Annotated in this window: 31 protein-coding genes; 28 read left to right on the top strand and 3 right to left on the bottom strand. The window is 36.1% G+C overall.

All coding sequences use genetic code 11. The features are described 5' to 3' along the window. Positions 1-45 precede the first annotated feature (45 nt). From EL165_RS06170 to EL165_RS06040, 28 genes are all read left to right on the top strand, one after another. Entirely contained in the window at positions 46-654 is a 609-nt protein-coding gene (locus EL165_RS06170; RefSeq protein ID WP_002978633.1) for a molybdopterin-dependent oxidoreductase, read from the top strand. A 71-nt stretch (positions 655-725) separates the two neighbouring features. Then, positions 726-1,922, top strand: coding sequence for a molybdopterin molybdotransferase MoeA (locus tag EL165_RS06165; protein ID WP_002978635.1), 1,197 nt, complete (start codon positions 726-728; stop codon positions 1,920-1,922). Continuing rightward, positions 1,910-2,044 (top strand): hypothetical protein, encoded by a 135-nt coding sequence (locus tag EL165_RS26455; RefSeq protein WP_002978637.1) that lies wholly within the window; start codon positions 1,910-1,912, stop codon positions 2,042-2,044. The genes EL165_RS06165 and EL165_RS26455 overlap by 13 nt, the downstream gene beginning before the upstream one ends. 27 nt (positions 2,045-2,071) lie before the next feature. Continuing rightward, on the top strand, positions 2,072-2,236 hold the full coding sequence (locus EL165_RS26230; protein ID WP_002978639.1) for a hypothetical protein: 165 nt from the start codon (positions 2,072-2,074) through the stop codon (positions 2,234-2,236). 30 nt (positions 2,237-2,266) lie between these two features. Continuing rightward, positions 2,267-2,830 carry a molybdenum cofactor guanylyltransferase gene (locus EL165_RS06155; protein ID WP_002978641.1) on the top strand — a complete coding sequence of 188 codons (564 nt, stop codon included), beginning with the start codon at positions 2,267-2,269 and terminating at the stop codon, positions 2,828-2,830. Positions 2,831-2,832: 2 nt separating this feature from the next. Further along, positions 2,833-3,318, top strand: a complete 486-nt coding sequence (locus EL165_RS26225) for a Plug domain-containing protein (RefSeq protein ID WP_002978642.1) — start codon at positions 2,833-2,835, stop codon at positions 3,316-3,318. Further along, positions 3,275-3,697 (top strand): TonB-dependent receptor, encoded by a 423-nt coding sequence (locus EL165_RS26220; protein WP_164465341.1) that lies wholly within the window; start codon positions 3,275-3,277, stop codon positions 3,695-3,697. The genes EL165_RS26225 and EL165_RS26220 overlap by 44 nt, the downstream gene beginning before the upstream one ends. A gap of 11 nt (positions 3,698-3,708) precedes the next feature. Then, positions 3,709-3,942 (top strand): MoaD/ThiS family protein, encoded by a 234-nt coding sequence (locus EL165_RS06140; RefSeq protein WP_002978646.1) that lies wholly within the window; start codon positions 3,709-3,711, stop codon positions 3,940-3,942. Between the two features lie 12 nt (positions 3,943-3,954). After that, a complete protein-coding gene (locus tag EL165_RS06135) occupies positions 3,955-5,040 on the top strand; it encodes a HesA/MoeB/ThiF family protein (RefSeq protein WP_002978648.1) in 1,086 nt (361 codons plus the stop codon). After that, positions 5,037-5,477: a molybdenum cofactor biosynthesis protein MoaE gene (locus EL165_RS06130; protein ID WP_002978650.1), complete on the top strand. Its 441-nt coding sequence runs from the start codon at positions 5,037-5,039 to the stop codon at positions 5,475-5,477. Before EL165_RS06135 ends, EL165_RS06130 begins: the two co-directional genes overlap by 4 nt. Positions 5,478-5,481: 4 nt before the next feature. Next, positions 5,482-6,387, top strand: a complete 906-nt coding sequence (gene moaCB / locus EL165_RS06125; RefSeq protein WP_002978652.1) for a bifunctional molybdenum cofactor biosynthesis protein MoaC/MoaB — start codon at positions 5,482-5,484, stop codon at positions 6,385-6,387. Positions 6,388-6,555: 168 nt separating this feature from the next. Next, positions 6,556-7,512, top strand: a complete 957-nt coding sequence (locus EL165_RS06120; RefSeq protein ID WP_002978654.1) for a DUF438 domain-containing protein — start codon at positions 6,556-6,558, stop codon at positions 7,510-7,512. Positions 7,513-7,590: 78 nt separating this feature from the next. Further along, complete coding sequence (locus EL165_RS06115) at positions 7,591-8,022, top strand: RrF2 family transcriptional regulator (RefSeq protein ID WP_002978656.1); 432 nt, start codon at positions 7,591-7,593, stop codon at positions 8,020-8,022. 83 nt (positions 8,023-8,105) lie between these two features. After that, positions 8,106-9,143, top strand: a complete 1,038-nt coding sequence (gene nirK / locus EL165_RS06110) for a copper-containing nitrite reductase (RefSeq protein WP_002978658.1) — start codon at positions 8,106-8,108, stop codon at positions 9,141-9,143. A gap of 41 nt (positions 9,144-9,184) precedes the next feature. After that, the gene (locus EL165_RS06105; RefSeq protein WP_002978660.1) at positions 9,185-10,021 is read left to right on the top strand and encodes a formylglycine-generating enzyme family protein; all 837 of its coding nucleotides are present in this window, start codon (positions 9,185-9,187) and stop codon (positions 10,019-10,021) included. 5 nt (positions 10,022-10,026) lie between these two features. Further along, positions 10,027-10,590 (top strand): SCO family protein, encoded by a 564-nt coding sequence (locus EL165_RS06100; protein ID WP_002978662.1) that lies wholly within the window; start codon positions 10,027-10,029, stop codon positions 10,588-10,590. A gap of 19 nt (positions 10,591-10,609) precedes the next feature. After that, positions 10,610-11,035: a c-type cytochrome gene (locus tag EL165_RS06095; RefSeq protein ID WP_002978663.1), complete on the top strand. Its 426-nt coding sequence runs from the start codon at positions 10,610-10,612 to the stop codon at positions 11,033-11,035. A gap of 251 nt (positions 11,036-11,286) precedes the next feature. Beyond that, positions 11,287-12,012, top strand: a complete 726-nt coding sequence (gene ric / locus EL165_RS06090) for an iron-sulfur cluster repair di-iron protein (RefSeq protein ID WP_002978664.1) — start codon at positions 11,287-11,289, stop codon at positions 12,010-12,012. An 18-nt stretch (positions 12,013-12,030) separates the two neighbouring features. Next, positions 12,031-14,280 carry a nitric-oxide reductase large subunit gene (locus EL165_RS06085; RefSeq protein ID WP_002978665.1) on the top strand — a complete coding sequence of 750 codons (2,250 nt, stop codon included), beginning with the start codon at positions 12,031-12,033 and terminating at the stop codon, positions 14,278-14,280. 141 nt (positions 14,281-14,421) lie between these two features. Next, positions 14,422-14,823, top strand: coding sequence for a hemerythrin domain-containing protein (locus EL165_RS06080; protein WP_164720327.1), 402 nt, complete (start codon positions 14,422-14,424; stop codon positions 14,821-14,823). A gap of 24 nt (positions 14,824-14,847) precedes the next feature. Then, entirely contained in the window at positions 14,848-15,216 is a 369-nt protein-coding gene (locus EL165_RS06075; protein WP_002978667.1) for a DUF488 domain-containing protein, read from the top strand. Between the two features lie 51 nt (positions 15,217-15,267). Next, complete coding sequence (locus EL165_RS06070; protein WP_002978668.1) at positions 15,268-15,480, top strand: hypothetical protein; 213 nt, start codon at positions 15,268-15,270, stop codon at positions 15,478-15,480. 120 nt (positions 15,481-15,600) lie between these two features. Then, on the top strand, positions 15,601-16,368 hold the full coding sequence (gene modA / locus EL165_RS06065; protein WP_123899438.1) for a molybdate ABC transporter substrate-binding protein: 768 nt from the start codon (positions 15,601-15,603) through the stop codon (positions 16,366-16,368). Positions 16,369-16,386: 18 nt separating this feature from the next. Continuing rightward, positions 16,387-17,070: a molybdate ABC transporter permease subunit gene (gene modB, locus EL165_RS06060; RefSeq protein ID WP_002978670.1), complete on the top strand. Its 684-nt coding sequence runs from the start codon at positions 16,387-16,389 to the stop codon at positions 17,068-17,070. Beyond that, positions 17,067-17,690: an ATP-binding cassette domain-containing protein gene (locus EL165_RS06055; protein ID WP_002978671.1), complete on the top strand. Its 624-nt coding sequence runs from the start codon at positions 17,067-17,069 to the stop codon at positions 17,688-17,690. The genes modB and EL165_RS06055 overlap by 4 nt, the downstream gene beginning before the upstream one ends. Before the next feature lie 169 nt (positions 17,691-17,859). Then, positions 17,860-18,126: a hypothetical protein gene (locus EL165_RS06050; RefSeq protein ID WP_047096971.1), complete on the top strand. Its 267-nt coding sequence runs from the start codon at positions 17,860-17,862 to the stop codon at positions 18,124-18,126. Between the two features lie 87 nt (positions 18,127-18,213). After that, a complete protein-coding gene (locus EL165_RS06045; RefSeq protein ID WP_041461449.1) occupies positions 18,214-19,335 on the top strand; it encodes a hypothetical protein in 1,122 nt (373 codons plus the stop codon). A 260-nt stretch (positions 19,336-19,595) separates the two neighbouring features. Next, positions 19,596-21,398 (top strand): hypothetical protein, encoded by a 1,803-nt coding sequence (locus tag EL165_RS06040; RefSeq protein ID WP_002978674.1) that lies wholly within the window; start codon positions 19,596-19,598, stop codon positions 21,396-21,398. Positions 21,399-21,407: 9 nt separating this feature from the next. Here EL165_RS06040 and EL165_RS06035 read toward each other — a convergent pair whose 3' ends face one another. The 3 genes from EL165_RS06035 to EL165_RS06025 all read right to left on the bottom strand — a co-directional run bounded on the left by EL165_RS06035 (position 21,408) and on the right by EL165_RS06025 (position 23,428). Continuing rightward, positions 21,408-21,845, bottom strand: coding sequence for an RrF2 family transcriptional regulator (locus EL165_RS06035; RefSeq protein WP_002978675.1), 438 nt, complete (start codon positions 21,843-21,845; stop codon positions 21,408-21,410). A 297-nt stretch (positions 21,846-22,142) separates the two neighbouring features. Next, positions 22,143-22,604, bottom strand: coding sequence for a hypothetical protein (locus tag EL165_RS06030; protein WP_126358593.1), 462 nt, complete (start codon positions 22,602-22,604; stop codon positions 22,143-22,145). A gap of 38 nt (positions 22,605-22,642) precedes the next feature. Continuing rightward, a complete protein-coding gene (locus EL165_RS06025) occupies positions 22,643-23,428 on the bottom strand; it encodes an alginate export family protein (RefSeq protein ID WP_126358592.1) in 786 nt (261 codons plus the stop codon). Between the last annotated feature and the right edge of the window lie 4 nt (positions 23,429-23,432).

Raw genomic sequence — 23,432 nt, 5'->3', positions numbered from 1 at the left:
AAAAACATAACGATAAGATTTCAGACAATTCGTAAATAATTACCAATGAAAATATTATCCAATTTGATTACGATTGTGATGATTGCAGTCACAATGGTACAATGCAAAAAATCTGAAGCAACCAATCCAGCGACGGATAATTCTGCAAAAACTTCTCAAAAACATTCTGAAGAAAAAGAAAACCACAAACACGACGAGAAAGATGATTTAAAATATGTGAGTAAAGAAATAAAAGTAACAGGGGATGTCGTAACACCATTGACTTTAACGGTCGATTCTTTGAAAAAAATGAAAGTCGTAGAACTCAACGATTTCAAAATTGTTTGCCAGACAGGATTGACCAAAGATAGCGTAGAATCTACAAAAGGAGTTTTGCTAACCGACATTTTGGAAAAAGCAAAAATCGCACAACAAGAGCATAAAGACCGCAATTTCTACATCGTTGCAAGAGCTTCAGACGATTACAAAGCCACCTTTTCCTGGGCAGAATTATTCAACAATCCGACTGGCGAAAAAGTATTCGTATTGTTTGAGCAAAACGGAAAACCGCTGAAAGAAAAAGGAGAAATGATTTTAGTAAGTATGACTGATACGAAAACCGGTTCGCGCCACGTAAAATGGCTGAAAAGCATCGAAGTAACCCGAGTGAAATAAGTCGAAATTGTGTAAGAAATTACCTTAAAGACTTCCATCTTCCATCATCAAACATTCAACATTCATCAAAAATGAACCATTTCATCTCCGTTTCTGAAGCTAAAAAAATAATCGAAACACAAATTTTTCGTACAGAAAAAGTGACGCTCTCAATTTTAGAAGCACAAGGTTCTTACACCTCAGAACCGATTTTTGCAACATTAGATGTTCCGTCTTTCGACAATTCTGCGATGGATGGTTATGGATTTCGATTTGATGATTTGGCAGATTTTTCAGAATTAAATGTCACTGAAATTATTCCAGCTGGGATTTCAAAAATCGATTTTGTTTTGAATAGAGGAGAAGCCGTGCGCATTTTTACGGGAGCAAAAATTCCTGATGGTGTCGATACCGTGATTATGCAGGAAAAAACGACCAGAATTGTCGACCGAATTCAATTTAATGATGATGAAATTTCAAAAGGTGAAAATATTCGTTTGAAAGGTTCTCAAACCAAAGTCGGAACAAAAATAATTGAAGAAAATACGTTGGTCAATCACGCAGTCATCGGGTTTTTGGCAGGATTTGGAATTGAGAAAATAGGAGTTTACAAAAAATTAAATATAGGACTTTTGTATACCGGAAATGAGTTAGTAGAAATAGGAAAACCACTTCTGGATGGCGAAATTTACAATTCTAATACGTACACACTTCAATCAGCTTTATCTGAAATCAATCATCAGTTTTCGTTCGTCTATCACGTAGGAGATACTGAAGAAGCAACTTTTTCTGCTATAAAAAATGGCTTAGAAACGGTGGATATTTTATTAATTACCGGTGGGATTTCTGTCGGAGATTATGATTATGTGAAACCGGCTTTGGAAAAAATAGGTGTTTCAGAATTATTTTATAAAATAAGACAGAAACCCGGAAAACCTTTGTACTTCGGAAAACTTGAAGAGAAATTTGTTTTTGCGTTGCCCGGAAATCCCGCTTCTGTTTTCTCCTGCTATCATCAATATGTGAAGCCGTTTTTGCTCGGTTGTTTTGGACGAAAAGAGTTTGATGAAGAACAAGATTTTGCCATTTCGGAATCTTTTGCAAAGAAGAAAAACAAGGATCAAACCCAGTTTCTGAAAGCATTTTACACAAAAGGAAAAGTGCTCATTCTCAACGCACAGGAATCTTATAAAATGGATTCTGTAGCACAAGCCAACTGTTTGGTGGAGTTTCCCGACGGCGCAACTGAAATCAACATCGGAGAAAAAGTCAAAATATGGAAAGTCTGAAAATCAAAGGCAGAATCTGGATTGAAACCGAATCCGGACTGAATATCGGCATCGGAAGAGCCCGACTTTTAGAACAAATTGACGAGTTGGGTTCTATCACAGAAGCCTCAAAAATTTTGTAAATTCCGTATCGAAAGGCGTGGGGAATTGTGCGGGACATCAACGCCAATTCGTCCAAAGAAATCGTCATCAAAGAAGCGGGTGGGAAATCCGGTGGAAAAAGTTCACTCACAGATTACGGAAAAAAAATTGTGGAAAAATTCAAAACAGCCGAGGAATATTTTATGAAATTTTCTGAAGATGAGATTTTTTGATGTTTAAAAATTTTAAATAAAATCAAAAAAATGAAAGCCATCATTATAGCAGGAGGCAAAAGCTCCAGAATGGGACAAGATAAAGCCTCGATGATTTTGGGCAGAAAAACCTTGATACAGCACATTATCGATAATTTGTCTTTTGTTTTTGATGAGATTTTTATTTCAGGAAATCATTCAAATTATCCAATTTCGAAGGGCATTATTAAAGATGTTACAACACAAAAAGGTCCGATGGGTGGAATTCGCTCCGCCTTAGAATTTTGCCAGGAAGATATTTTTGTTTGCAGTTGCGATATGCCCTTCGTTTCTTCGGATTTGATTGAAAATATTCTTCAAAAAAAAGTAGAATACAGAATTAATGTCGTGCGTTTTGGCGAAAAAATATATCCGGTTTTGGGCATTTATCCTTTTTCTATTCTGAATGATTTAAAGAAAACCATCGACAACGGAAACCTCAGAATGACGAGCTTTCTGGAACAACAAAACGCTCATTACATAGATTTCGAAGACAGTTTTGAGCATCAACTTTTAAATATAAATACGCCCGAAAACTTCCGGAATGCAGAAATTATATTCAACAAAAATTTATAGCAATGAATAAGAATTATGCAGTGGCAGGAGCAATTCTGCTATCATTGAACGTGTTCGCACAGGAAAAAACAAAGGTAGATTCTGTAAAGAATTATTACGAAATCCAGGAAGTGAATATCTTTGGAAAAGAGAAAAATGAAGGCCCAATTCATAAGATTGATACGCAGTTGATTCAGGATTTTAATAAAACGAATGTTGTAGATGCGGTCAATCTTTTACCCGGAGTAAGCATTACGCAAATGGATGCAAGAAACGAGGGAAGTATTTTGGTTAGGGGATTCAACTCGCTAAGAACGCCTGTTTTTTTTGATGGCATTCCTATTTACACGCCTTATGATGGCAATTTTGATTTGAGCCGTTTTACGACTTTTGACATTAACAGTATTTCTGTGGAAAAAAGGTTTGGTTTGCGTGCAATACGGATCAAATACGATGGGTGGAGCTGTGAACATAGTATCCAGAAAACCTATCAAAGCTTTGGATATTGATGGTCAATCGGGCGTTGGTTTTGCAGACGGAACGGGTGTGAATTCTTATTTTACGGCGCTCAACATCGGAACCAGACAAGATAAATTTTACATAATGGGTTCTGCTTCTTTATTGAAAGTTGATAATTATCTGATTTCAAGAAAATTTGACAGAACACAGTTGCAACCATCATTAGAAAGAGTGAATTCTGAATCTATGGATGTGAGATTGAGTGCAAAATTCGGATACACGCTTAATGCAAAATTATCGGTAAATATTGTCAAAGAAGTCAACTTCGATTTTGGTGTTAGAAATTTATTCGATCGAAATTATTACCTTTCTTATGGCTATCCAAAAGAGGGCAGAAACTTCATTACAGCAGTGAATTATCATTTTTAAATTTAATTAAAATGAAACTAAAAATATTTGGAAAACTTACGGAGATCTTTAATACCGATGAATATAATTTTTCTTTGGAAAACAATATATCCATCGCTGAGCTGAAATTGATGCTTGATAAAGAATTTCCAAGATTAAAAGAAACTACTTTTTTGGTTGCTGTTGACGGATTAAAAGCAGATAATAACCAACTGATATCTGATACATCTGAAATCGCATTATTACCGCCGTATTCAGGTGGTTAAAATTTAATTAAAATGAATATAAAAAGATATAACAGACAGATCATACTTCCGGGTTTCGGAATTTCTACACAGGAAAAACTTTCAAGATCTTCGGTTTTGGTGGTCGGAGCGGGTGGCCTGGGATGTCCTGTGATGCAGATTTTGGTATCTACGGGAGTAGGAGTGGTTGGAGTAGCGGATTTTGACACCATAGAATTTGAGAATCTTCATCGTCAGTATTTATATAGTGAACAGGATGTAGGAGTGCCTAAGGTTATTGCTGCTGTAGAACATTTAAGTAAAATCAACTCTGAGATCGATATTATAGCATTTCAGGAAATGATAACAAATAAAAATGTTTTGTCGATCATCCATAATTTTGATGTAGTGGTAGACTGTACAGATAATTTTGCCACAAGGTATTTATTGAACGACGCCTGCTATCTGATGAAAAAACCTTTGGTCTATGCATCTCTTTTTCGAGATGAAGGTCAGGTTTCGGTCTTCAATGTGGAGAAGGAAGATCAAATGACCAATTATAGAGATTTATTTCCGGTTCCGCCCAATCAGAGTGAAGTTCCAAATTGTAATGAAGCGGGAGTTTTGCCTACGCATTCGGCTGTTATCGGAACTTTTCAGGCGAATGAAGTCATCAAGTTATTAAGCGGTTCAGCCGAGACTTTGATTCATCAGTTACTGATTTTTAATACCAAAAATTATCAATCAATGAAAATTAAATTTAATGAAAATCAAGAAAAAGCGGGACCAAAAACCATCGAAGAATTTCAAAATTTTGATTATGAAGAATTCTGTAGTCTTAATAAAAATGATGAAATAAATTCATTTTCAGAACTTCAATCGTTTTTAAATCATGACAAAAGCATTTTGATCGATGTAAGAGAAGAGGACGAACAGCCTAAAATTTCAGCAATGAAGATTTTAGAACTTCCATTTGGCACACTTGAAGAAAATTTGGAAAGATTGAATGGCTATACATCGATCTGTTTTGTATGTGTTTCAGGAATCAGGAGTCAGAAAGCGGTAAAACTTTTAAAAAGTCATTTTCCGGATAAAGAAATAAAACATTTTAAATCAGGCATAAAATCAATTTTACAATGAAAAAAATCAAAGATATTTTTATCGAAGGTCCTATCAATCCAATATTCGTTGCTGAAAGCATTACCAAGCATACGGTCAAAACCACGATTGGCGGACACAGTATTTTTCTTGGTCAGATCCGCGAAGATATGATTGACAAGAAAAAAGTTCAAGCAATACATTTTACAGCTTACAAAGAAATGGCTCTTGAAAAGGCACATGAGATCCGTGAAGAGATTATTGCAAAATATGGGTTAACCTGTGCACATATTTACCATTCGTTGGGGGAAATCAAGGTGGGTGAAATCTGCCTCTTCGTTTTCACTTCAGCTGCGCATCGTAAGGAAGCCATCAACGCCTGTGATGAAATGGTTGATAGGATTAAGAAAGAAGTTCCTTTATGGGGCAAAGAAATACTGGAAGATAACTCTCACACTTGGAAAGAAAATAAGCAATAAGTATATGGTTAATATTACTCATAAAAATAATACCCTCAGAAAAGCTATGGCTGAGGCTGTCCTGAGCGTTAGTTCACAAGAAACGATTGATGCGATTGTCAACAATTCTGTTCCGAAGGGCAATGTTTTTGAGATGTCAAAAACGGCGGGATTATTTGCTGCCAAAAAAACCAGTGATGTTATTCCTGATTGTCATCCTATTCCGATAGAATATACTTCCATACAATTTGAGATCAGAGATTTGGAAATTTATATCACATCTGAAATTCATACAATTTATAAAACCGGGGTAGAAGTCGAGGCGATGCATTCAGCTTCTGTTGTGGCACTCACAATGTATGATATGCTGAAACCGATTGATAAAAATATAGAAATCAGAAATATCAGACTGATCGAGAAAAAAGGTGGTAAATCAGACCTCAAGGATTCTGGAGTGGGAATTAACGCTTCCGTAATAGTTTGTTCAGACAGTATTTTTGCAGGGAAAAAAGAAGATAAAGCAGGAAAGGCGATTATTTCAGCATTGGAGAAAAACCTCGTGAGTATTGATGATTATATCATTATTCCTGACGAGATTGTGGAAATTCAAAGCAAAATAAACTTTTACGTCCAAAACGGAATTTCCCTTGTAATGATCACTGGAGGAACAGGACTTTCGAAAAGAGATGTAACACCGGAAGCAGTTCGTCCGCTTTTAGAAAGAGAAATTCCCGGAGTTGCAGAAGCCATTAGAAATTACGGACAATTACGAACTCCTTATTCAATGCTTTCCAGAAGTATTGCCGGAATGATTGGTGAGACATTGGTCATTGCACTTCCTGGTTCTACAAAAGGAGCGGAGGAGTCAATGGATGCGATATTTCCTGGAATTTTACATATCTATAAAATAATAAATGGAGGCAAGCATTAAATCAAATGACATAAATCAGAATAATAAAAGACAAAACACTCTTTTATTTGAAATTCTAATCTTAAATTTGTCGTAATTCTATTATTAAAGAACAAAACGCCTAGTTAGAAAAGTTTTTTTATTTTTAAATAGAAGATAAAAAGATATTAATATTTTATTAAAAAATAAATGGATAAAAATCAATTTAAATCAGGACATCCTGTTCAAACTTATTTGATCGAAGAAGAAATAATTATTTCTTTGTTAGAAGAACTGAACAATACAAATGCAAACGAAGAATTTCAGAAGTTTTACAATCTTTTCAATCAACTGGCAACCGTTGAAAGACGATTTGAAAGAAAAGAAAATCAACTGTTTCCGTTTTTAGAGCAGAAAGGATGGACAGGGCCTTCCAGAAATATGTGGTCTTTCCACGATACAATAAGGGAAATTTTCAGGATCATCAGAAAAAATATCGATGAAAAAGATCTGGATTCTGCGATGGAAAATACAGAGTATGCAGGACAGAATTTGAGGAATCTAATAGCGGTTGAGAAAACAGTTTTGTTTCCTAACGCTTTGGATATTCTTACAGAGGATGAATGGATCAAAATGCGTGAAGGAGAAGATGAGATCGGCTGGATGCTTAGCAAGCCTCCCGCAAAATATCCTGAAGACAATCAATATGTACATCCATCAGAAGATACAGTCGTAAGAACCGATGTCGTTTTTGATGAAAATGCATCACATTTCGACGAAGGATATATGACAATTGAACAAGTGAATCTATTATTTAGAACTTTACCTTTAGATTTGACCTATGTCGATGAAAATGACAGAGTGATCTTCTATAATCGAGGAGAAGAACGTGTTTTCCCCAGAAGTGCGGGGATCATCGGAAGGGAGGTAAAATTCTGCCATCCTCCAAAAAGTGTTGATACAGTATTGAAAATAGTAGAGGCATTTCGGAAAGGAGAACAAAATGAAGCATCATTTTGGTTTAACTATAAAGAGAAGTTGATTTATGTTCGATATTTTGCTGTTCGGGATGCTCAGAAAAATTACCGGGGTGTAATTGAAATGTCTCAGGATATTTCTGAAACGAAAAAAATAGAAGGCGAAAGGAGACTGTTGGAATGGGAATGATAAATATCAATTAAATAAAATACTAATTTGTCTTTTATTTGTCTTAATATTTTTATCTTTGTTTTATAAAAATAACAAATGTTTTCTAAAACCTGTGAATACGCCATACGAGCCTTGATCTTTATTGCGCAGAAATCGAAAGATGGAAGTCGGATAGGCATCAAAGATATTTCATCGGGTATAGATTCTCCGGAATATTTCATTGCAAAAATACTTCAGGATCTCAGTAGAAAAGGTTTTGTGCAATCGGCAAAAGGACCCAACGGTGGTTTCTATATGGATGATGCCAATCTTGAACAGTCTGTAGCTGATATTGTGAGAGAAATAGATGGTGACAAACTATTTTCGGGTTGCGGTCTTGGTCTTAAAGAATGTTCGGAAGATCACCCTTGTCCTATCCATAATGATTTTAAACACATACGACAGGAAATAAAAACAATGTTGGAAGAATCTAGAATTCAACTTTTTGTAGAAAATCTGGATTTAAAACTGACATTCCTAAAACAATAAAAAAAATTATTACAATAAAATACTAAAAGGTGTTTTTATCTTTTTAATTTATTGGTACTAAATGTTACTCAAATATTTCAGTTATGAAAAAGACATTCATCATCGCAACAGTTTTATCAGCTTTCATCAGTCTGAATTCCTGTAAACAAAACAATTCTACAAGCTCTGAAAATAATTCAGATACAGAAAAAATTAAAACAGACGGTTCCGTAGAACAGCAAAAATCTGTAGCACCGCCCAACGTGCCGGCTCCCGTTGGAGATCGTGTAGCAAAGAAAGTTGTCGTTCGTCTGGAAACTATCGAGAAGACCGGCGAATTGGCAGACGGTACGCAATATAATTTCTGGACTTTCAACGGAACGGTTCCGGGAAGTTTTATCCGTGCAAGGGTAGGCGATGAAATCGAACTTCACTTAAAAAATAATGAAAACAATACATTCCCTCACAACATCGACCTCCACGCTGTTAATGGTCCCGGTGGCGGTGCAGAAGCCACTTTCGTAGCGCCGGGAACGGAAAAAGTTTTCAATTTTAAAGCACTGAATCCCGGACTTTATGTTTACCATTGTGCCACAGCTCCTGTAGGAATGCACATTGCCAACGGAATGTACGGTCTCATCCTTATCGAACCGGAAGGCGGACTGCCAAAAGTGGACAAAGAATACTACATTATGCAGGGCGATTTCTACACCAAAGGGAAATTTGGTGACAAAGGTCTTCAGGAATTCGATATGGATAAAGCCATTTCAGAACATCCGGAATATGTTGTATTTAACGGAAAAACCGGAGCTCTTTTGGGCGATGGCGAATTGCAGGCAAAAGTAGGTGAAACTGTACGTTTTTTCGTAGGAAACGGTGGTCCGAACCTTACGTCTTCTTTCCACGTGATCGGGGAAATCTTCGACAGAGTGTATATGGAAGGCGGCAGCAAAATCAATGAAAATGTACAGACCACGGTTATTCCTCCTGGTGGAGCGTCTATTGTAGAGTTCAAAGCAACCGTTCCCGGTGAATATGTGATTGTTGACCACGCAATTTTCAGAGCTTTCAACAAAGGAGCTTTAGGCAAAATTAAAGTTACAGGACCGGATAATCCTGCAGTTTATAAAAAGAATCCATAATTTTTTTTCTTGTTTCATTGAGGTTTAGCAAATACAAAGCAATGAGAGTTTTTATCATCATTTGTGCAGTCATCCTGAATTTGGGTTTAGCTTCCTGTTCACAAACTCCCAAAAGTCATCAGAGTACGTCTATAGCAGATCATCAGTTAGAATTCATTTCCAGTTCAAAAAAAATGATGAAAATAGACAGCGGATCGTACAGAGCTTTTATCGGAAAAGATTCTAACAATATTATTAAAGTAAAATCTTTTTATATTGATAACAGCCCGGTGACCAATGCAGAATATCTCACATTTCTGAAAGCTAATCCTCAATGGACCAGAAGCAAAGTGCTTCGGTTATACGCAGACAGCACTTACCTCAAACATTGGAAAGGCGATTATCAGCTTCCGGAAAAAATAAATCCCGACGCTCCCGTAACCAATGTTTCCTGGTTTGCCGCAGAAGCGTATGCCAAAAGTGTGGGCAAAAGGCTTCCAACAATAGAAGAATGGGAATATGTAGGACTTGCAGACCGCAGTTCTAAAAATGCTTCTGATAAACCTCATTTTACAGATTTTATACTTAGAGAATACCAACAGCGGAAAAGCAATATGAATAAAGTTGTAAGACAAGGTGAACCCAATTTTTACGGCGTTTACGATATGTACGGAATGGTTTGGGAATGGACGTACGATTTCAACTCGGTGATGATGAGCGGAGAATCCAGAAAAGACAATACCACCAACGAGTCTTTGTTTTGTGCCGGTGGCGCCATTACCGCTTCGGATCTTAGAAATTATGCTGCCTTTGTGCGTTATGCACTTCGCGGAAGTATCAAAGCTAACAACTGTCTCAACAATCTCGGTTTCCGATGTGCAAGAGATTTTAAAAATTAAAAAAAATGAAAAACTTACTTTATATTTTGTTGGCAATGGCAAGTTTGTCCTGCAGCAAAAAAAACGAAGAAATAAGTCCGGATTCCATTTATAATGTCAGTTCCAAATGGGAGAAACAGGACGGTAAAACCATTACGTTTTCTGATATGAAAGGGAAAGTTCTGGTTACTGCAATGATTTTTACATCGTGTAAAACCGCTTGCCCGAGACTCACTGCCGAGATGAGAACCATCTCCCAAAAAGTAGGAAAAACCAATCCGGAAGACATCCAGTATGTTTTGATTTCCATTGATCCGAAAAACGATACACCGCAGGTAATGAAAGCTTATCTGGATACCAATAAATTCGATGAAAAACAATGGACATTTATCCGCAGCAATGAAGATGATACGCGGGAACTCGCCAACGTAATGGCTGTTAAATACAAAGAAATCTCCCCGATAGAGTTTTCCCACTCCAATATCATCAGTGTCTATTCCAAAAAAGGAACTTTAGCTTATCAAAAAGAAGGTTTGGACTCCGGCGATGATGACCTTGTAAAAGAAATTAAAAAACAAATAGAATTATAATCCATAAAAATCTTTAGTAATGAAAAACTTATTTTTTACAGCAATTTTGCTCTCTCTTACCATCACTTCTTGCTCAGAAAAAAAAGAACAAGTAGCAGAACAGCAGCCCACAACAGAATCCAATACAATGATGGAGGAACCAAAACCTGCAGCATCTGCTGATACTGCTTCAACAACAGCCGCAGCAAAGCCCGAAGACGAAGGCAAAGCTCTTGTAGAAGGCGCAGACTGCCTGTCTTGTCACAAGGTAGATTCTAAATTGGTGGGACCGGCTTATCAGGACGTAGCAGCAAAATATACCGAAGCCGATATCGACCATCTTGCACAAAAAGTGATTGATGGCGGAAAAGGTGTTTGGGGCGATATCCCGATGACACCGCACGCCGGACTCAGCAAAGAGAACGCTCAGAAAATGGTAAAATATATCCTTTCACTTAAAAAATAGATTAACAACTTATTCAATACTATTTTGTCATTCCGTAGGAATCTCAATTTACTGATGAGGAATTAAGGACTTATTCTGAATGGATTCCTTCGGAATGACAAATAATAGGCTTGAACAAACTAAAAAGCAGAGTTGTTTATAGTAAAATAGGAGATTTATTGATAATGAACTATATCCAATCAGAAAACTAAAAACCAGAAAATCAAAATAAAAAAATTTTAAAATAATAAAAGATAAAAAAGTATTTAATTATGAATATCAAGACAGATTTTATAGGAGAGATTGTAGCTGAAGATTTCAGAACGGCAGCTATTTTCAAAAAAAATGGTATCGATTTTTGCTGCAAAGGCGGAAGAACCATAGAGGTTGCCTGCGAAAACAAAATGCTGGATGCCAATTCAATTTATGCAGAGATTGAAAATCTTCCTCAGGATAATGGTGGCTCCATCGATTTTAAAAGCTGGCCACTGGACTTGCTGGCAGATTATGTAGAGAAAATCCATCACCGCTACGTGTATGAAAAAACGCCTATTTTACAGGCTTTCTTAGACAAACTTTGTAAAGTGCACGGCGGTCGTCATCCGGAATTATTCGAAATTAAAGAATTGTTTGATGCTTCTGCACAGGATCTGGGCGCACATCTGAAAAAAGAGGAACTGATGCTTTTCCCATTCATCAAAAATATGGTGAAAGCCAAGATTGATGGCAGTGCTATTCCGCAGCCGCCTTTCGGAACAGTAGAAAATCCGGTAAATATGATGAAGCACGAACATACCGTGGAAGGGGAACGCCTACGACAAATTGCAGAACTCACAAACGAATATACGCCGCCAGCCGATGCCTGCAACACCTACAAAGTGACATTTGCAATGCTTCAGGATTTCGAGAACGATTTACACCAACATATCCATCTGGAAAATAATATCCTTTTCCCAAAATCTATCGAGTTGGAGAAAGAGTTTTCAGTGGAACATTAAGCATCAAAACAAAAATATATGACACCTAAAAAGTTATGGACGTGGCTTGCAGCCGTTATTATTGGTTCCTTTGCTGTCCTCATTTTCTTCGGCGTGGAGATTTACAGGAAAATTCCGCCCGTTCCCGATAATGTGGTGACCACCGATGGTAAAGTGATAGCTACCGGACAAGACATCAAAGACGGTCAGAATGTTTGGCAATCTATCGGCGGGCAGACTGTCGGTAGTATTTGGGGACACGGAGCCTATATTGCACCCGATTGGAGTGCCGATTATCTCCATCGTGAATCTTTGCTTCTTCTGGAAGAACTGGCTAAAAAAGAGGGGAAAGTCTATAAAGATTTACCGGATGACGAGCAGGCAAAATATCAGGTATTACTGAAAAAAGAACTTCGTAAAAATACCTTAGACGAAGCCACCAATACAATTGTGATTTCTCCTGAAAGAGCAAAAGTACAGGCAGAACTGGCAGATTATTACGCTAAAATATTTATGAATGCTCCGGAAATGGCAAAACTGAGAGATCAGTACGCCATCCCGAAAAATACGGTAAAAACTCCGGAAAGAATGGCAAAAATGAATGCCTTTTTCTCTTGGGCAGCCTGGGTTTGCATCACGGATCGTCCTGGTGACGATGTAACGTACACCAACAACTGGCCACACGATGAACTGATTGGCAATGTACCACCGCCATCGTTACACCTTTGGTCCGGTTTCAGTGTGCTGATGTTGCTGGGTTGTGTAGGTCTGCTGGTATTTTACCACGCCCGAAACAAGGAGGAAGAAATCAATTCAAGCGAGATGCTGCCTTTGGAAGATCCGCTCAGAAATATGAAACCAACACCTTCTATGAGAGCAACGCTGAAATATATTTGGGTAGTGGCATTACTGATTTTGGTTCAGATGCTTGCAGGCGTTATTACTGCCCATTACGGAGTAGAAGGCAGTGCTTTTTACGGTATTCCGTTGGATGAGGTTCTTCCGCAATCCATTTCCAGAAGCTGGCACGTTCAGTTGGCGATTTTCTGGATTGCAACTTCCTGGCTCGCTACTGGTTTATATATTGCTCCTGCCGTTTCGGGTTACGAACCGAAATATCAGGTTTTAGGTGTCAATGTATTGTTCGGAGCGTTGCTGATTGTGGTTTTCGGTTCTTTGGCGGGACAATGGCTTGGCGTGATGCAGAAATTAGGTTATGTAGATAATTTCCTTTGGGGACATTCCGGTTACGAATATGTAGAACTGGGTAGAATTTGGCAGATCTTATTGTTAGTAGGATTAATTCTTTGGTTAATTCTTATGGTAAGAGCACTTTTACCCGCATTGAAAAAGAAAGATGGTGACAGACATTTACTATTATTGTTCACACTTTCCGCAGTAGCAATTGCCCTATTCTATGGAGCCGGATTGATGTACGGAAGACAAACCCATATGGCCATTGCAGAATACTGGAGATGGTGGGTGGTTCACCTTTGGGTAGAAGGATTCTTCGAAGTTTTTGCAACCGTTGTAGCAGCCTTTTTATTTACAAGATTGGGATTATTAAGATTAAAGGCAGCAACTCATGCTGTATTATTTTCAACCATTATTTTCCTAGCGGGAGGTATTTTGGGAACGTTCCACCACTTGTATTTCAGTGCGACGCCAACAGCAGTTTTGGCTTTGGGAGCTACATTCAGCGCACTTGAAATTGTTCCTTTGGTTTTAATTGGGTTTGAAGCTTATCAAAATTATCAGATCAGTAAATCTACCAAATGGATCAAAGCATACAAATGGCCAATCTACTGTTTCATCGCCATGTGTTTTTGGAATTTCCTTGGTGCAGGTATTTTCGGGTTTGCCATCAATCCACCGATTGCATTGTACTATATTCAAGGACTCAATACAACCGCAGTTCACGGCCACGCCGCACTGTTCGGAGTGTATGGAATCTTGGGAATTGGTTTGATGATGTTTATGTTGAGAGGATTATATCCTGACAGAGAATGGAATGATAAACTCATCGGCTGGGCATTTTGGCTAACAAATATCGGATTGTTAGTAATGGTAACCATCAGTTTGTTGCCGATAGGAATTATGCAATCCGTAGCCTCTATTAAAGAAGGATATTGGTACGCTCGTTCCGCAGAATTTATGCAGACCGATATGATGCATACTTTACGTTGGCTACGTGTTCCCGGTGACATTTTACTGGCGCTAGGAGAGATGCTGTTGGTAATTTTCATTATCGGACTGAAAACCGGCTGGTCGCTTAAAGAGAAAAGATAAAATATGATTAAAAGCAGGAACCGTCATCTTATTTTGGCGGTTCTTTTTCATTAATTTTAAAGATAAAATATCAATAAAAATTCAATCCTATGAAAAGAAACGAAAATCTCGTACCCTTATCCCGAGACCCATCATTTTGGTTTGCTTTGTTGCTGGAAAATCCGCCAGGGCATCAAAAAAGAGGTTTCTTACGAACGCATCAAGAATTACATTAATTATTATTGGGAAAAGAATCTTCATAACCATTTCAAGACTGAAGATGATGTGCTTCCAGAATTGTCGAACGAGGGTTTACAGAACCAAATGGAGAAAGAACATCGCGAAATTAGCTGTTTAATTGGAAGTATCAATCAATCAAATAACCAACAGTTGCTATCAGATTTTGCTGATGCTTTATACAAATATATCCGTTTTGAGGAAAGAAGTGTTTTTCCTTATCTTGAAGAACATCTTTCCGATGAACAGATGGATACAATAGGTTTAGAATTAAACCAACATCATCACAAAGAAGATGATGATTATGAGGATGAATTTTGGAAATGATTATCAATTTTAAAAAATAAATCAATGGAAATCGTATTAAAAAGAGTGTACGAAGATGCTTCTCCCGAAGATGGTTACCGTGTTTTGGTAGATCGGATTTGGCCAAGAGGAATCTCAAAAGAAAAAGCCGCTTTGGATGAATGGGACAAAGATCTTGCACCATCAACAGCGCTTCGGGAGTGGTTTCATCACGATCCTTTGCTTTGGGAAGAGTTTTCCCGGAAATATAAAGAAGAACTTTTGGAGCAAAATCCCGGAAAACCTTTCCTGGAAAAAAATGGGCAACAGGAAAAAATAACGCTGGTTTATGCAGCAAGGGATGAAAAACATTGTCATCCTTTGGTTTTGAAAGACTATCTGGAACAATTGCTCAACAACAAATCAAAAAAATAACTTTGATATTAAATTAAAAACTTTGATATTAAATTAAAAACTTTAACTGAAATGAATCATACTTTAGGAGAATATCTTTATCTGGCAATGGGAGAGTGCAACGGGCACAAAGTGGTAATGGGAATTGGATACACCTACGAATATGCCGACAAAAAAGCAAAACAGTTCGAAGAAGCAAGCCAAGGAAAAGTAAAATATATTGATGTTTCAGTCGTAAAATCTGGTGACAAAGAAAAATGCAAGACTTTAGAAAGACAAGTTTAAATCTTCATTTTTCGATCATTTGTTTTTGGATTTTCAATCGATAATCATACCTTTGAAAAGGATAAGAAAGTCTTATTTTGAATCTTTCTTTTCGCATAATTTATGAGCAATTGGATATATTTGAAACTGTTAGTCTGTACAATTTTAATGTCAGTTATGATGTTGAATTGTAAAAAAAAAGAACCAAATTCATCTGAAAAATCCACTCAAAATTCTTTCATTTCCGTTGCGGCGGCAGCTAATCTTAGGGACGTTTTAGAAGATTTAAAACAAATTTACATCAAAGAAAATCCTGATAAAAAAGTAGAAATTACTTTTGGTTCTTCTGGTTTGCTGGTTCAGCAGATCTTAAATGGTGCACCTTTCGATTTGTTTTTATCTGCCGATACTCAATTTCCGGAAAAATTAAAAAGTGCTGGGAAAAATTATGGAAATCCTAAAATTTACGCTTATGGAAAGGTCGTTTTGTGGAGCTTCAAAAAGGACGTTTCTAAAGGTTTGGATTTGTTGCAAAATCCTGAAATAAATAAAATTGCCATCGCAAATCCTGAGCTCGCTCCATATGGAAAAAATACAGTCGAAGCTTTAAAAAAATCAGGATTATATTCCAAAATTGAAAACAAAATCGTTTGGGCAGAAAACATCAGTCAAGTCGCACAATTTGCGTCGACAGGAAACGCAGATGTAGGTTTCATCGCACTTTCCAATGCTAAAAATAAAGAAATGATGAGGCGAGGAAATTTCTATGAATTATCTGAAAAAGAATGCGCGCCGATTGCCCAAAGCGGAATCGTTTTGAAAGGCAAAAGCCAAACTGAATCTCAAGATTTTTTTGATTTCATCAATTCGGAAAAAGCAAATGAAATTTGGAAACGTTACGGTTATTAAACCAAAATTTCAAAATAAATGCTTGACCAAGACTTCATTTACACCTTGCTCCTCACTGGGAAATTAGCGCTAATTACCACGGTAATCCTCATTCTCATTGGAATTCCGGTTGCGTATTGGCTTTCCTATTCTCGGTTTAAACTGAAATTCATTGCAGAAACTTTAATTTCAATGCCGATGGTTTTGCCACCAACAGTGATGGGATATTATCTTTTGGTCGCCTTCAGTCCGGAAAATGCTTTCGGGAATTTTCTTCAAAAATATTGTGATGTTCGGCTCGCTTTTTCGTTCCAGGGAATTGTGATTGCAAGTATCATTGCCAATCTTCCGTTTATGATTCAGCCATTGCAGAACGGGTTTTCGGCTTTGAATGATGATTTGCGACAAGCTTCCTACACAATGGGAAAATCGAAAATAGTTACTTTGTTCAAAGTCCTTATTCCAAATATAAAAAAATCTGTTATCACTGGAATTGCGCTCACTTTTGCCCACTGTATCGGCGAATTTGGCATCGTGATTATGGTTGGCGGAAATATTCCCAAAGAAACCAGGATCGCTTCAGTTGCGATTTACGACCAGGTTCAGGCGCTCAATTTTGAGGCTGCTAACCGTTATGCATTCGTGCTTTTCATCCTTTCCTTTCTTATTTTATTGTTGATTTACAGCATTAACCGAAAAACTAATTTTACCACATTCCGATGATTGAAATTCAGATAAGACATCAAATTTTTACTTCGTCAGGAAATAAATTTCTTGAGGTGAATGAGCGGATTTCAGAAGGAAGTTTTGTGCACGTTTCAGGCGATTCCGGGATTGGAAAAACCACTTTTTTCAAAATACTTTCGGGATTGATTGATCCGGATTTTGGTTTCATTAAATTAAATGATAAAATCTTGCTGGATACTGCCAATAAAATATTTCTACCACCTCAAAAACGAAATATTTCACTGATGTTTCAGAATTACGCCTTGTTCCCAAATATGAATGTGAAACAAAATATCGCTTTCGCACAAACGGAAAAAGACGAAAATATCGTTGATGAATTATTAGAAAATTTTGCCCTCAAAACCTTCGAGAATACATCGCCTTCTAAACTTTCTGGCGGACAACAGCAAAGGGTTGCATTGGCAAGAACTTTAGCCCAAAATGCTGAAATTGTTTTGCTCGATGAACCATTTTCTGCAGTAGATATTGCGATGCGAAAAGTGATGTTAAATGAATTATTGGAGTTTAATAAAAACAATAATTCCACATTATTTGTCATCAGTCATAGTGAAGAGGAATTTGAAAGTTTTTCAACATACAATTTGAATATCATTTAATTAAAATCATAATTTTCAGCTTTAGATTCCATTAAAAACCCAAGGATTTTAACAAAATTAATTGTTAAAAATTAAAATAAGACAAAAATGTCTTATTTTTGATTTCTATCACATCTTTATTTTTATTCAGTATAATAAAAACTATTTCTTTGTAAAAAAATTTATACTTATGAAAGTAAAATCACTTGTAGCTCTTGTATTGGGCTTATTCATTTTTAGTTCTTGTAACAGTAGTGATGATAGAGAAGAAGACATTGCATCAGCAGGAGAAATCAAAACGCATCAGGTTTTAGATGCCAGATCTTATACCAATTGGGTTTATTTTTCATTTTCAAAAAATGAAATTGTAACCGTTACCGATGTTCAAGCTGACAAAAATTGGGACATTATCGCTTACGAATTGGAAAATGGAGAAATTATTTATATCCCTGAGTAATTAATGAAGAATTTTAGTATTTGGTTAAAACTTTGCGTTTTCAATTTCTTTGTTGTGTCGGTTGTCGGCGTGATGATGAGGTACAATATGGCTTTTTCTTTACCAGGATTAACGCACAAATTTACGCAGGAAGCGCACTCGCATTTTGCTTTTTATGGCTGGGTTTCAGCAAGTATTTATCTTTTTGTTACGAAATATTTGAGTGAAATTTCCGAAAAAATAAACTTCAAAAAATACCAATTTTTAATGATTGCTAACCAAATCGGTTCGTATGGAATGTTGTTCACTTTTCTTTATGGAGGCTATTTTTGGTTGTCAATCATATTTGCGTCAATTGCTTTGTTTACGGGATTTGCGTATTTTATATTTTTATTAATTGATACAAAATCAAATAGAAATCCTGAAATAATCTGGTTAAAATCAGGTGCTTTTTTTACCACAATTTCTGCAATTGGAATTTTTGGGTTGGCTTATTTTTCTTCCCGAAAAGATGAATTTGAAGTGCTTTTTAGAGCCTCAACTTATTTTTATCTGCATTATCAGTACAATGGATTTTTTCTGTTTTCGTGTGTCGGTTTGCTTATGATTTCATTAAAAAAGTACGGCATTCAAATCTCAGAAAACTTGAATAAAACTATATTTTTCCTTTTATTCATCGGTTGTTTTTTCGGTTACGGACTTTCAATTTTATGGACAGAAATTCCTGATTTGTTGTATGGATTTTTTACCATAGTTTCACTCATTCAACTTTTAGGAGCGTGGAAACTTTGGAGTTTTGTTTGGAAAAATCGATCGAAATTCTCAGAAAATCATTTCATTCAAAAATTATTATTGGCAGTTGTCGGATTTTCTTTTTTAATGAAGTTTATCTTGCAAATTGCTTCTGCTATCCCGTCTTTAGGCATTTATGCATTCAACAGCATCAATATTGTCATTGCGTATTTGCATTTGGTTTTACTATTGGGAATTAGTCTTTTTCTAATATGGAAAATAGTAGATTTGGACTATTTTAAATTTGATAAAACAGTGAATTGTGGTATTTTATTAATGGTTTTCGGTATTGTTTTAAATGAAATCATCTTGTCATTCGCAGCTATTTTTTCCATCTTTTATATTCCGTTTTTGAGTGCAAAATATTGGTTGCTATTTGCCTCAGTTATCATTATGATTTCAATCGGTTCTTTTATCAAATCTTTAAAAGTAGACTAACTTTTTGGTAATTTCATAATCTTTTGATTCTCATTGATGTTATCGTCAATTTTCTCATATTATTTTTATTGAATTATCGATGGTTTTGATGGTGAAATTAGTATGATATAAATCCTTTTTTTCGTGCTTAAAAAATGTTGCTATTCTTGACATAACAACCTCTGAAAATCTTAAATTTGTTAGGACTTTCAGCACGGTTATTTTCTCTTGTAACTACTATGAAATCTCGGAACTCAAACAATTAATTCAATTTATAAATAATGAACAAAAAACCTGCACACAACTTTTATATTCCTGTGATGGGACTCGCTTACACAATCGATAGTCCAATCCGTGTTGCTCAATTTGGGATTTCATCTGTAGTTTCAATTATAGATGACGAAATTGTTGAGAGAATGCGAGATTTTTACAGTAAAAAATTCAATTTCGATTTTAAAGAAATTTCAATTAAATCTGAAGACCACAGAGCGGAGAGAATCACGGCTTATCTGGATATGATGGATGAAATTGTGACCAAAAAATTTAAAGATTTCAAACATGAAATTTCAAAAAATACAGAAAGTCTCAAACAGTTTATCGGAATGTTGCCAAGTACTTCTGGCTTGAGAGATGGTTTGCAAAATATCCTCAACAAAAAAGATAATCTGGCGGAAAGCATCAAAAATTTCGTTGATAATCATTTAAATCCAGGTGAAATAGATGTGAATATTATGACGAAAGTAGACAAGGATAATTTTGTGAAAAATGTTCAGCTTTCGACTATTTATAATGATGCACACTCTTCTTTGCGAGGTTTTGCCAATAGCAAATTGTCGTCATCCGTCATTTTTTCTGCCGGAATGAATCCAAGATTGTATAGTTATCTGGAAGAGTTTGAAGATTTTTTTCCTAATGAAAATGGCGAATTGAAAAAGAAAATCATTCTTAAAGTCAGCGATTTTCGCTCTGCGATGATTCAGGGGAATTTTCTTGCGAAAAAAGGACTTTGGGTTTCAGAATACAGAATTGAATCTGGACTAAACTGCGGTGGACACGCCTTCGCAACCGACGGACTTCTTATGGGGCCAATTATGGAAGAATTCAAACAAAAGAAAAACGAGCTTCAAGCTTCGGCTTTTGCTCTCTGGAAATCAGCCTTGGAGCAGAAAGGGAAAATGACAACTTCCGAACCTTTGGAAACCGGAATTTCTGTGCAAGGTGGTGTTGGAACTTCTGAAGAACACGAGTTTCTTTTGACCACATATAATGCGGACAGTGTGGGTTGGGGTTCGCCATTTTTGCTGGTTCCAGAGGCAACTTCTGTGGATCAGGAGACCAGGAACCTTTTGATAAATGCAAAAGAAGAAGATTATTACCTGAGCAATATGTCGCCATTGGGAGTTCCGTTTAACACAATCAGAGGCACGAGCAATGATGAAATCAAGGATATGAATATTTCAAATCAAAAATTTGGGAGTTCTTGTCCAAAGAAATTTTTGGCGCTCAGCAAAGAATTTACACCTAAAGGAACTTGTACGGCTTCCAAAAAATATCAGGATATAAAACTGAGTGAATTGAAAACTAACAGGTTAAAATTGACTGATAAACAATACGAGAAACAGAAGCAAAACATTACAGAAAAATCTTGTCTTTGTGTTGGACTTGCAAATTCTGCATATTTGGAGTTAGATATCCTGGTAAAAGGGGAGAAGCAAGTTGTTGTTATTTGTCCGGGACCGAATCTTAGTTTTTTTGATAAAGAGGTTTCACTTTCGAAAATGGTTCGTCATATTTATGGTTATGAGAATGTTTTATCAGATGATCGACGTCCTCATTTATTCATCAATGAATTGAAACTATATGTCGATTATTTTAAGAATGAAATTCTGGAATTCTCTGAAGAAATCACCAAATCTCAGGTGAAAAAGTGGGAGATTTTCAAAGGAAATTTGCTGAAAGGAATTGCTTATTACGAAGAACTTTTTGCCGAAACCAATTATTTCAAACCAAAATTAGATTCTATTTTTTCTGACTTAAAATCTTTCAAACTGAAATTGAATCAAATCAAAATTCCTCAATTATAATAACTGAATTCATAAATCACTTGGCACACCCATCATCTGCATCACGCTTCCAAGATCTTTTAAATCTTTGATTTTGTACTTGAACATAATCAGTACCTTTTCTTTTACAGCAACCGCAAGATGGTGGATAGGGCAAGGGTTATCTCCATTACACTGTTTAAGTCCTAAGAGGCAGGAAGTAAGAACTTCTTTTCCCTCGAAATTTTCATAAATATCTTTGATTGTCAGGTTTTCAAATTGTTCATCAGTCAGAAAAAAACCGCCCCCTTTTCCTTTTCCTGAAGAAATCAATTGTTTTTTGGTCAGCTGCTGCAAAATTTTTGAAGTAAAATAAGTGGGCGTTCCTATTTGTTCTGAAATATCAATAATTCCTATCTTTTTCCTCTCGGTTGCAAGAACTATACAGGCTTTAATTGCGTATTGACAAGTATTGGAAAATATCAACATTGATTTTAATTAATAATTTAATCTAGACCCTCGGATTTATTACTCTGAACAGAATAGAATGTAAAAATACAAAATCTTTATCTATGATTTTCCTGTTTGTTAGATGTGAGTAAAGTTTTAAATCAATTGAACGAATCTTCAGCATGTTTAACATTATTTTAATTCCGCATATAATTTCGATGTTAAGAATGTGATGGTAAATTTATATACGGATCTTAAATCGATACACTAGATAACAAAAAAATCCACCAAAACTTTTGGTCGATTTTTTGTTGAAAGAAAGGAATGTAATAAAGGTTATTTCAGCCTGAAATTCGGTGCAATCTTCAAACCGATCCAAGTCCAGGTTTGTAAGTTTTTTGGTTCCGGAACATTTTTAAGAAACTTCATACTTTCTCCTGAAAACATAAACGAATGTCCTAGATTAGCTGTGATGACTTTCCCAACTTTTTGCGTGAAAACCAAATCTAATTCGGTTCCTAAATAATTGGAATATTTTTCTCCCAAATTATTTAAGCCCAATTTTCCATTGGATGTAAATGCGTGAAAATCGGCTTGAAGATTAGAATTTGAGTTAAATTTATAAGTAGATTTCAGATAATAATCGTTCAAGCCAAAACTGTTGAAATGATTTGTCCCGAAATAAAAATAATCCATAAAACCATTATAAAGATGATTAGTTCCGTACAGAGGACTGAAAGATCTATTCTTGCCGGCTTCCGTATCAAAACTTCTTCCGGAAAGCCATTCTGTTCCCAAAACCACGTTAAATTTCGGTATGATGATGAAGTCTGAATTTACAGAAAATTGATAAGCAGATTTACTTTGAGCGGCTGTATTTTTCCGGTTTGATAATAAGCAGAACCAAAAAAACCGAAATTTTCAAAATATTTTTTTGAGTTAATTCCTACGGTCAACATATCGTAATGTGTACCAGACGGGTTTTGTAAAACCTGGTTCAAAGCGATTGCGGAGAACTGTAACTTGTTTTTTCCTGTGTATTGGTAATGGATGATTTGTAGAGATTTTGTGATTTCTCCGGCTTCTGTAATATTATAAACTTCTTTGTCGGGAAGGTCATTCGCGTCATTGTCGTCATTATTGTAAGTAATAACGGTTTCTAATTTTGAACTCGGAGTTAATTTGAAAATACCTTTTAAAGCATCAAAACTTCGTCCCTGCATTGCCCAATCCAATGCCCCAATTAATCGTTCGTTGTCGTAAGAAAGAATTTGCCGTCCCAATTTTAAGGCAAATCGTTCTGAAAATTGATAATTGGCCCAAGCCTCATTCAGAATAAAATTCTGATTTTTACTTGCAGTAGAAGAGGATTCACCCCAAGTTCTTACGTCTTGTGCAGAAATGTAAACTTCCAGATTTTTATAGTAATAATTAATTCCGAAACGAGCTCTTGATACAACCGTCGTTTCTGCTGATTTTCCTTTTGGGATTAGCGTTCTTGCTCCGTTATCCAGTTCGGCTCTTGTTCTGAGGTCAATGTTCATTTTCAGGCTGTCGACTTGTGCATTTGTGATTCCAAAAGCAAAGACCAGAAAGCTGATGGCGATTTTAGTTTTATACATCTTC

It is taken from the genome of Chryseobacterium gleum (genome assembly GCF_900636535.1).
Taxonomy (GTDB): Bacteria; Bacteroidota; Bacteroidia; order Flavobacteriales; family Weeksellaceae; genus Chryseobacterium; species Chryseobacterium gleum.
This window is presented reverse-complemented; position numbering and strand designations above follow the sequence as displayed.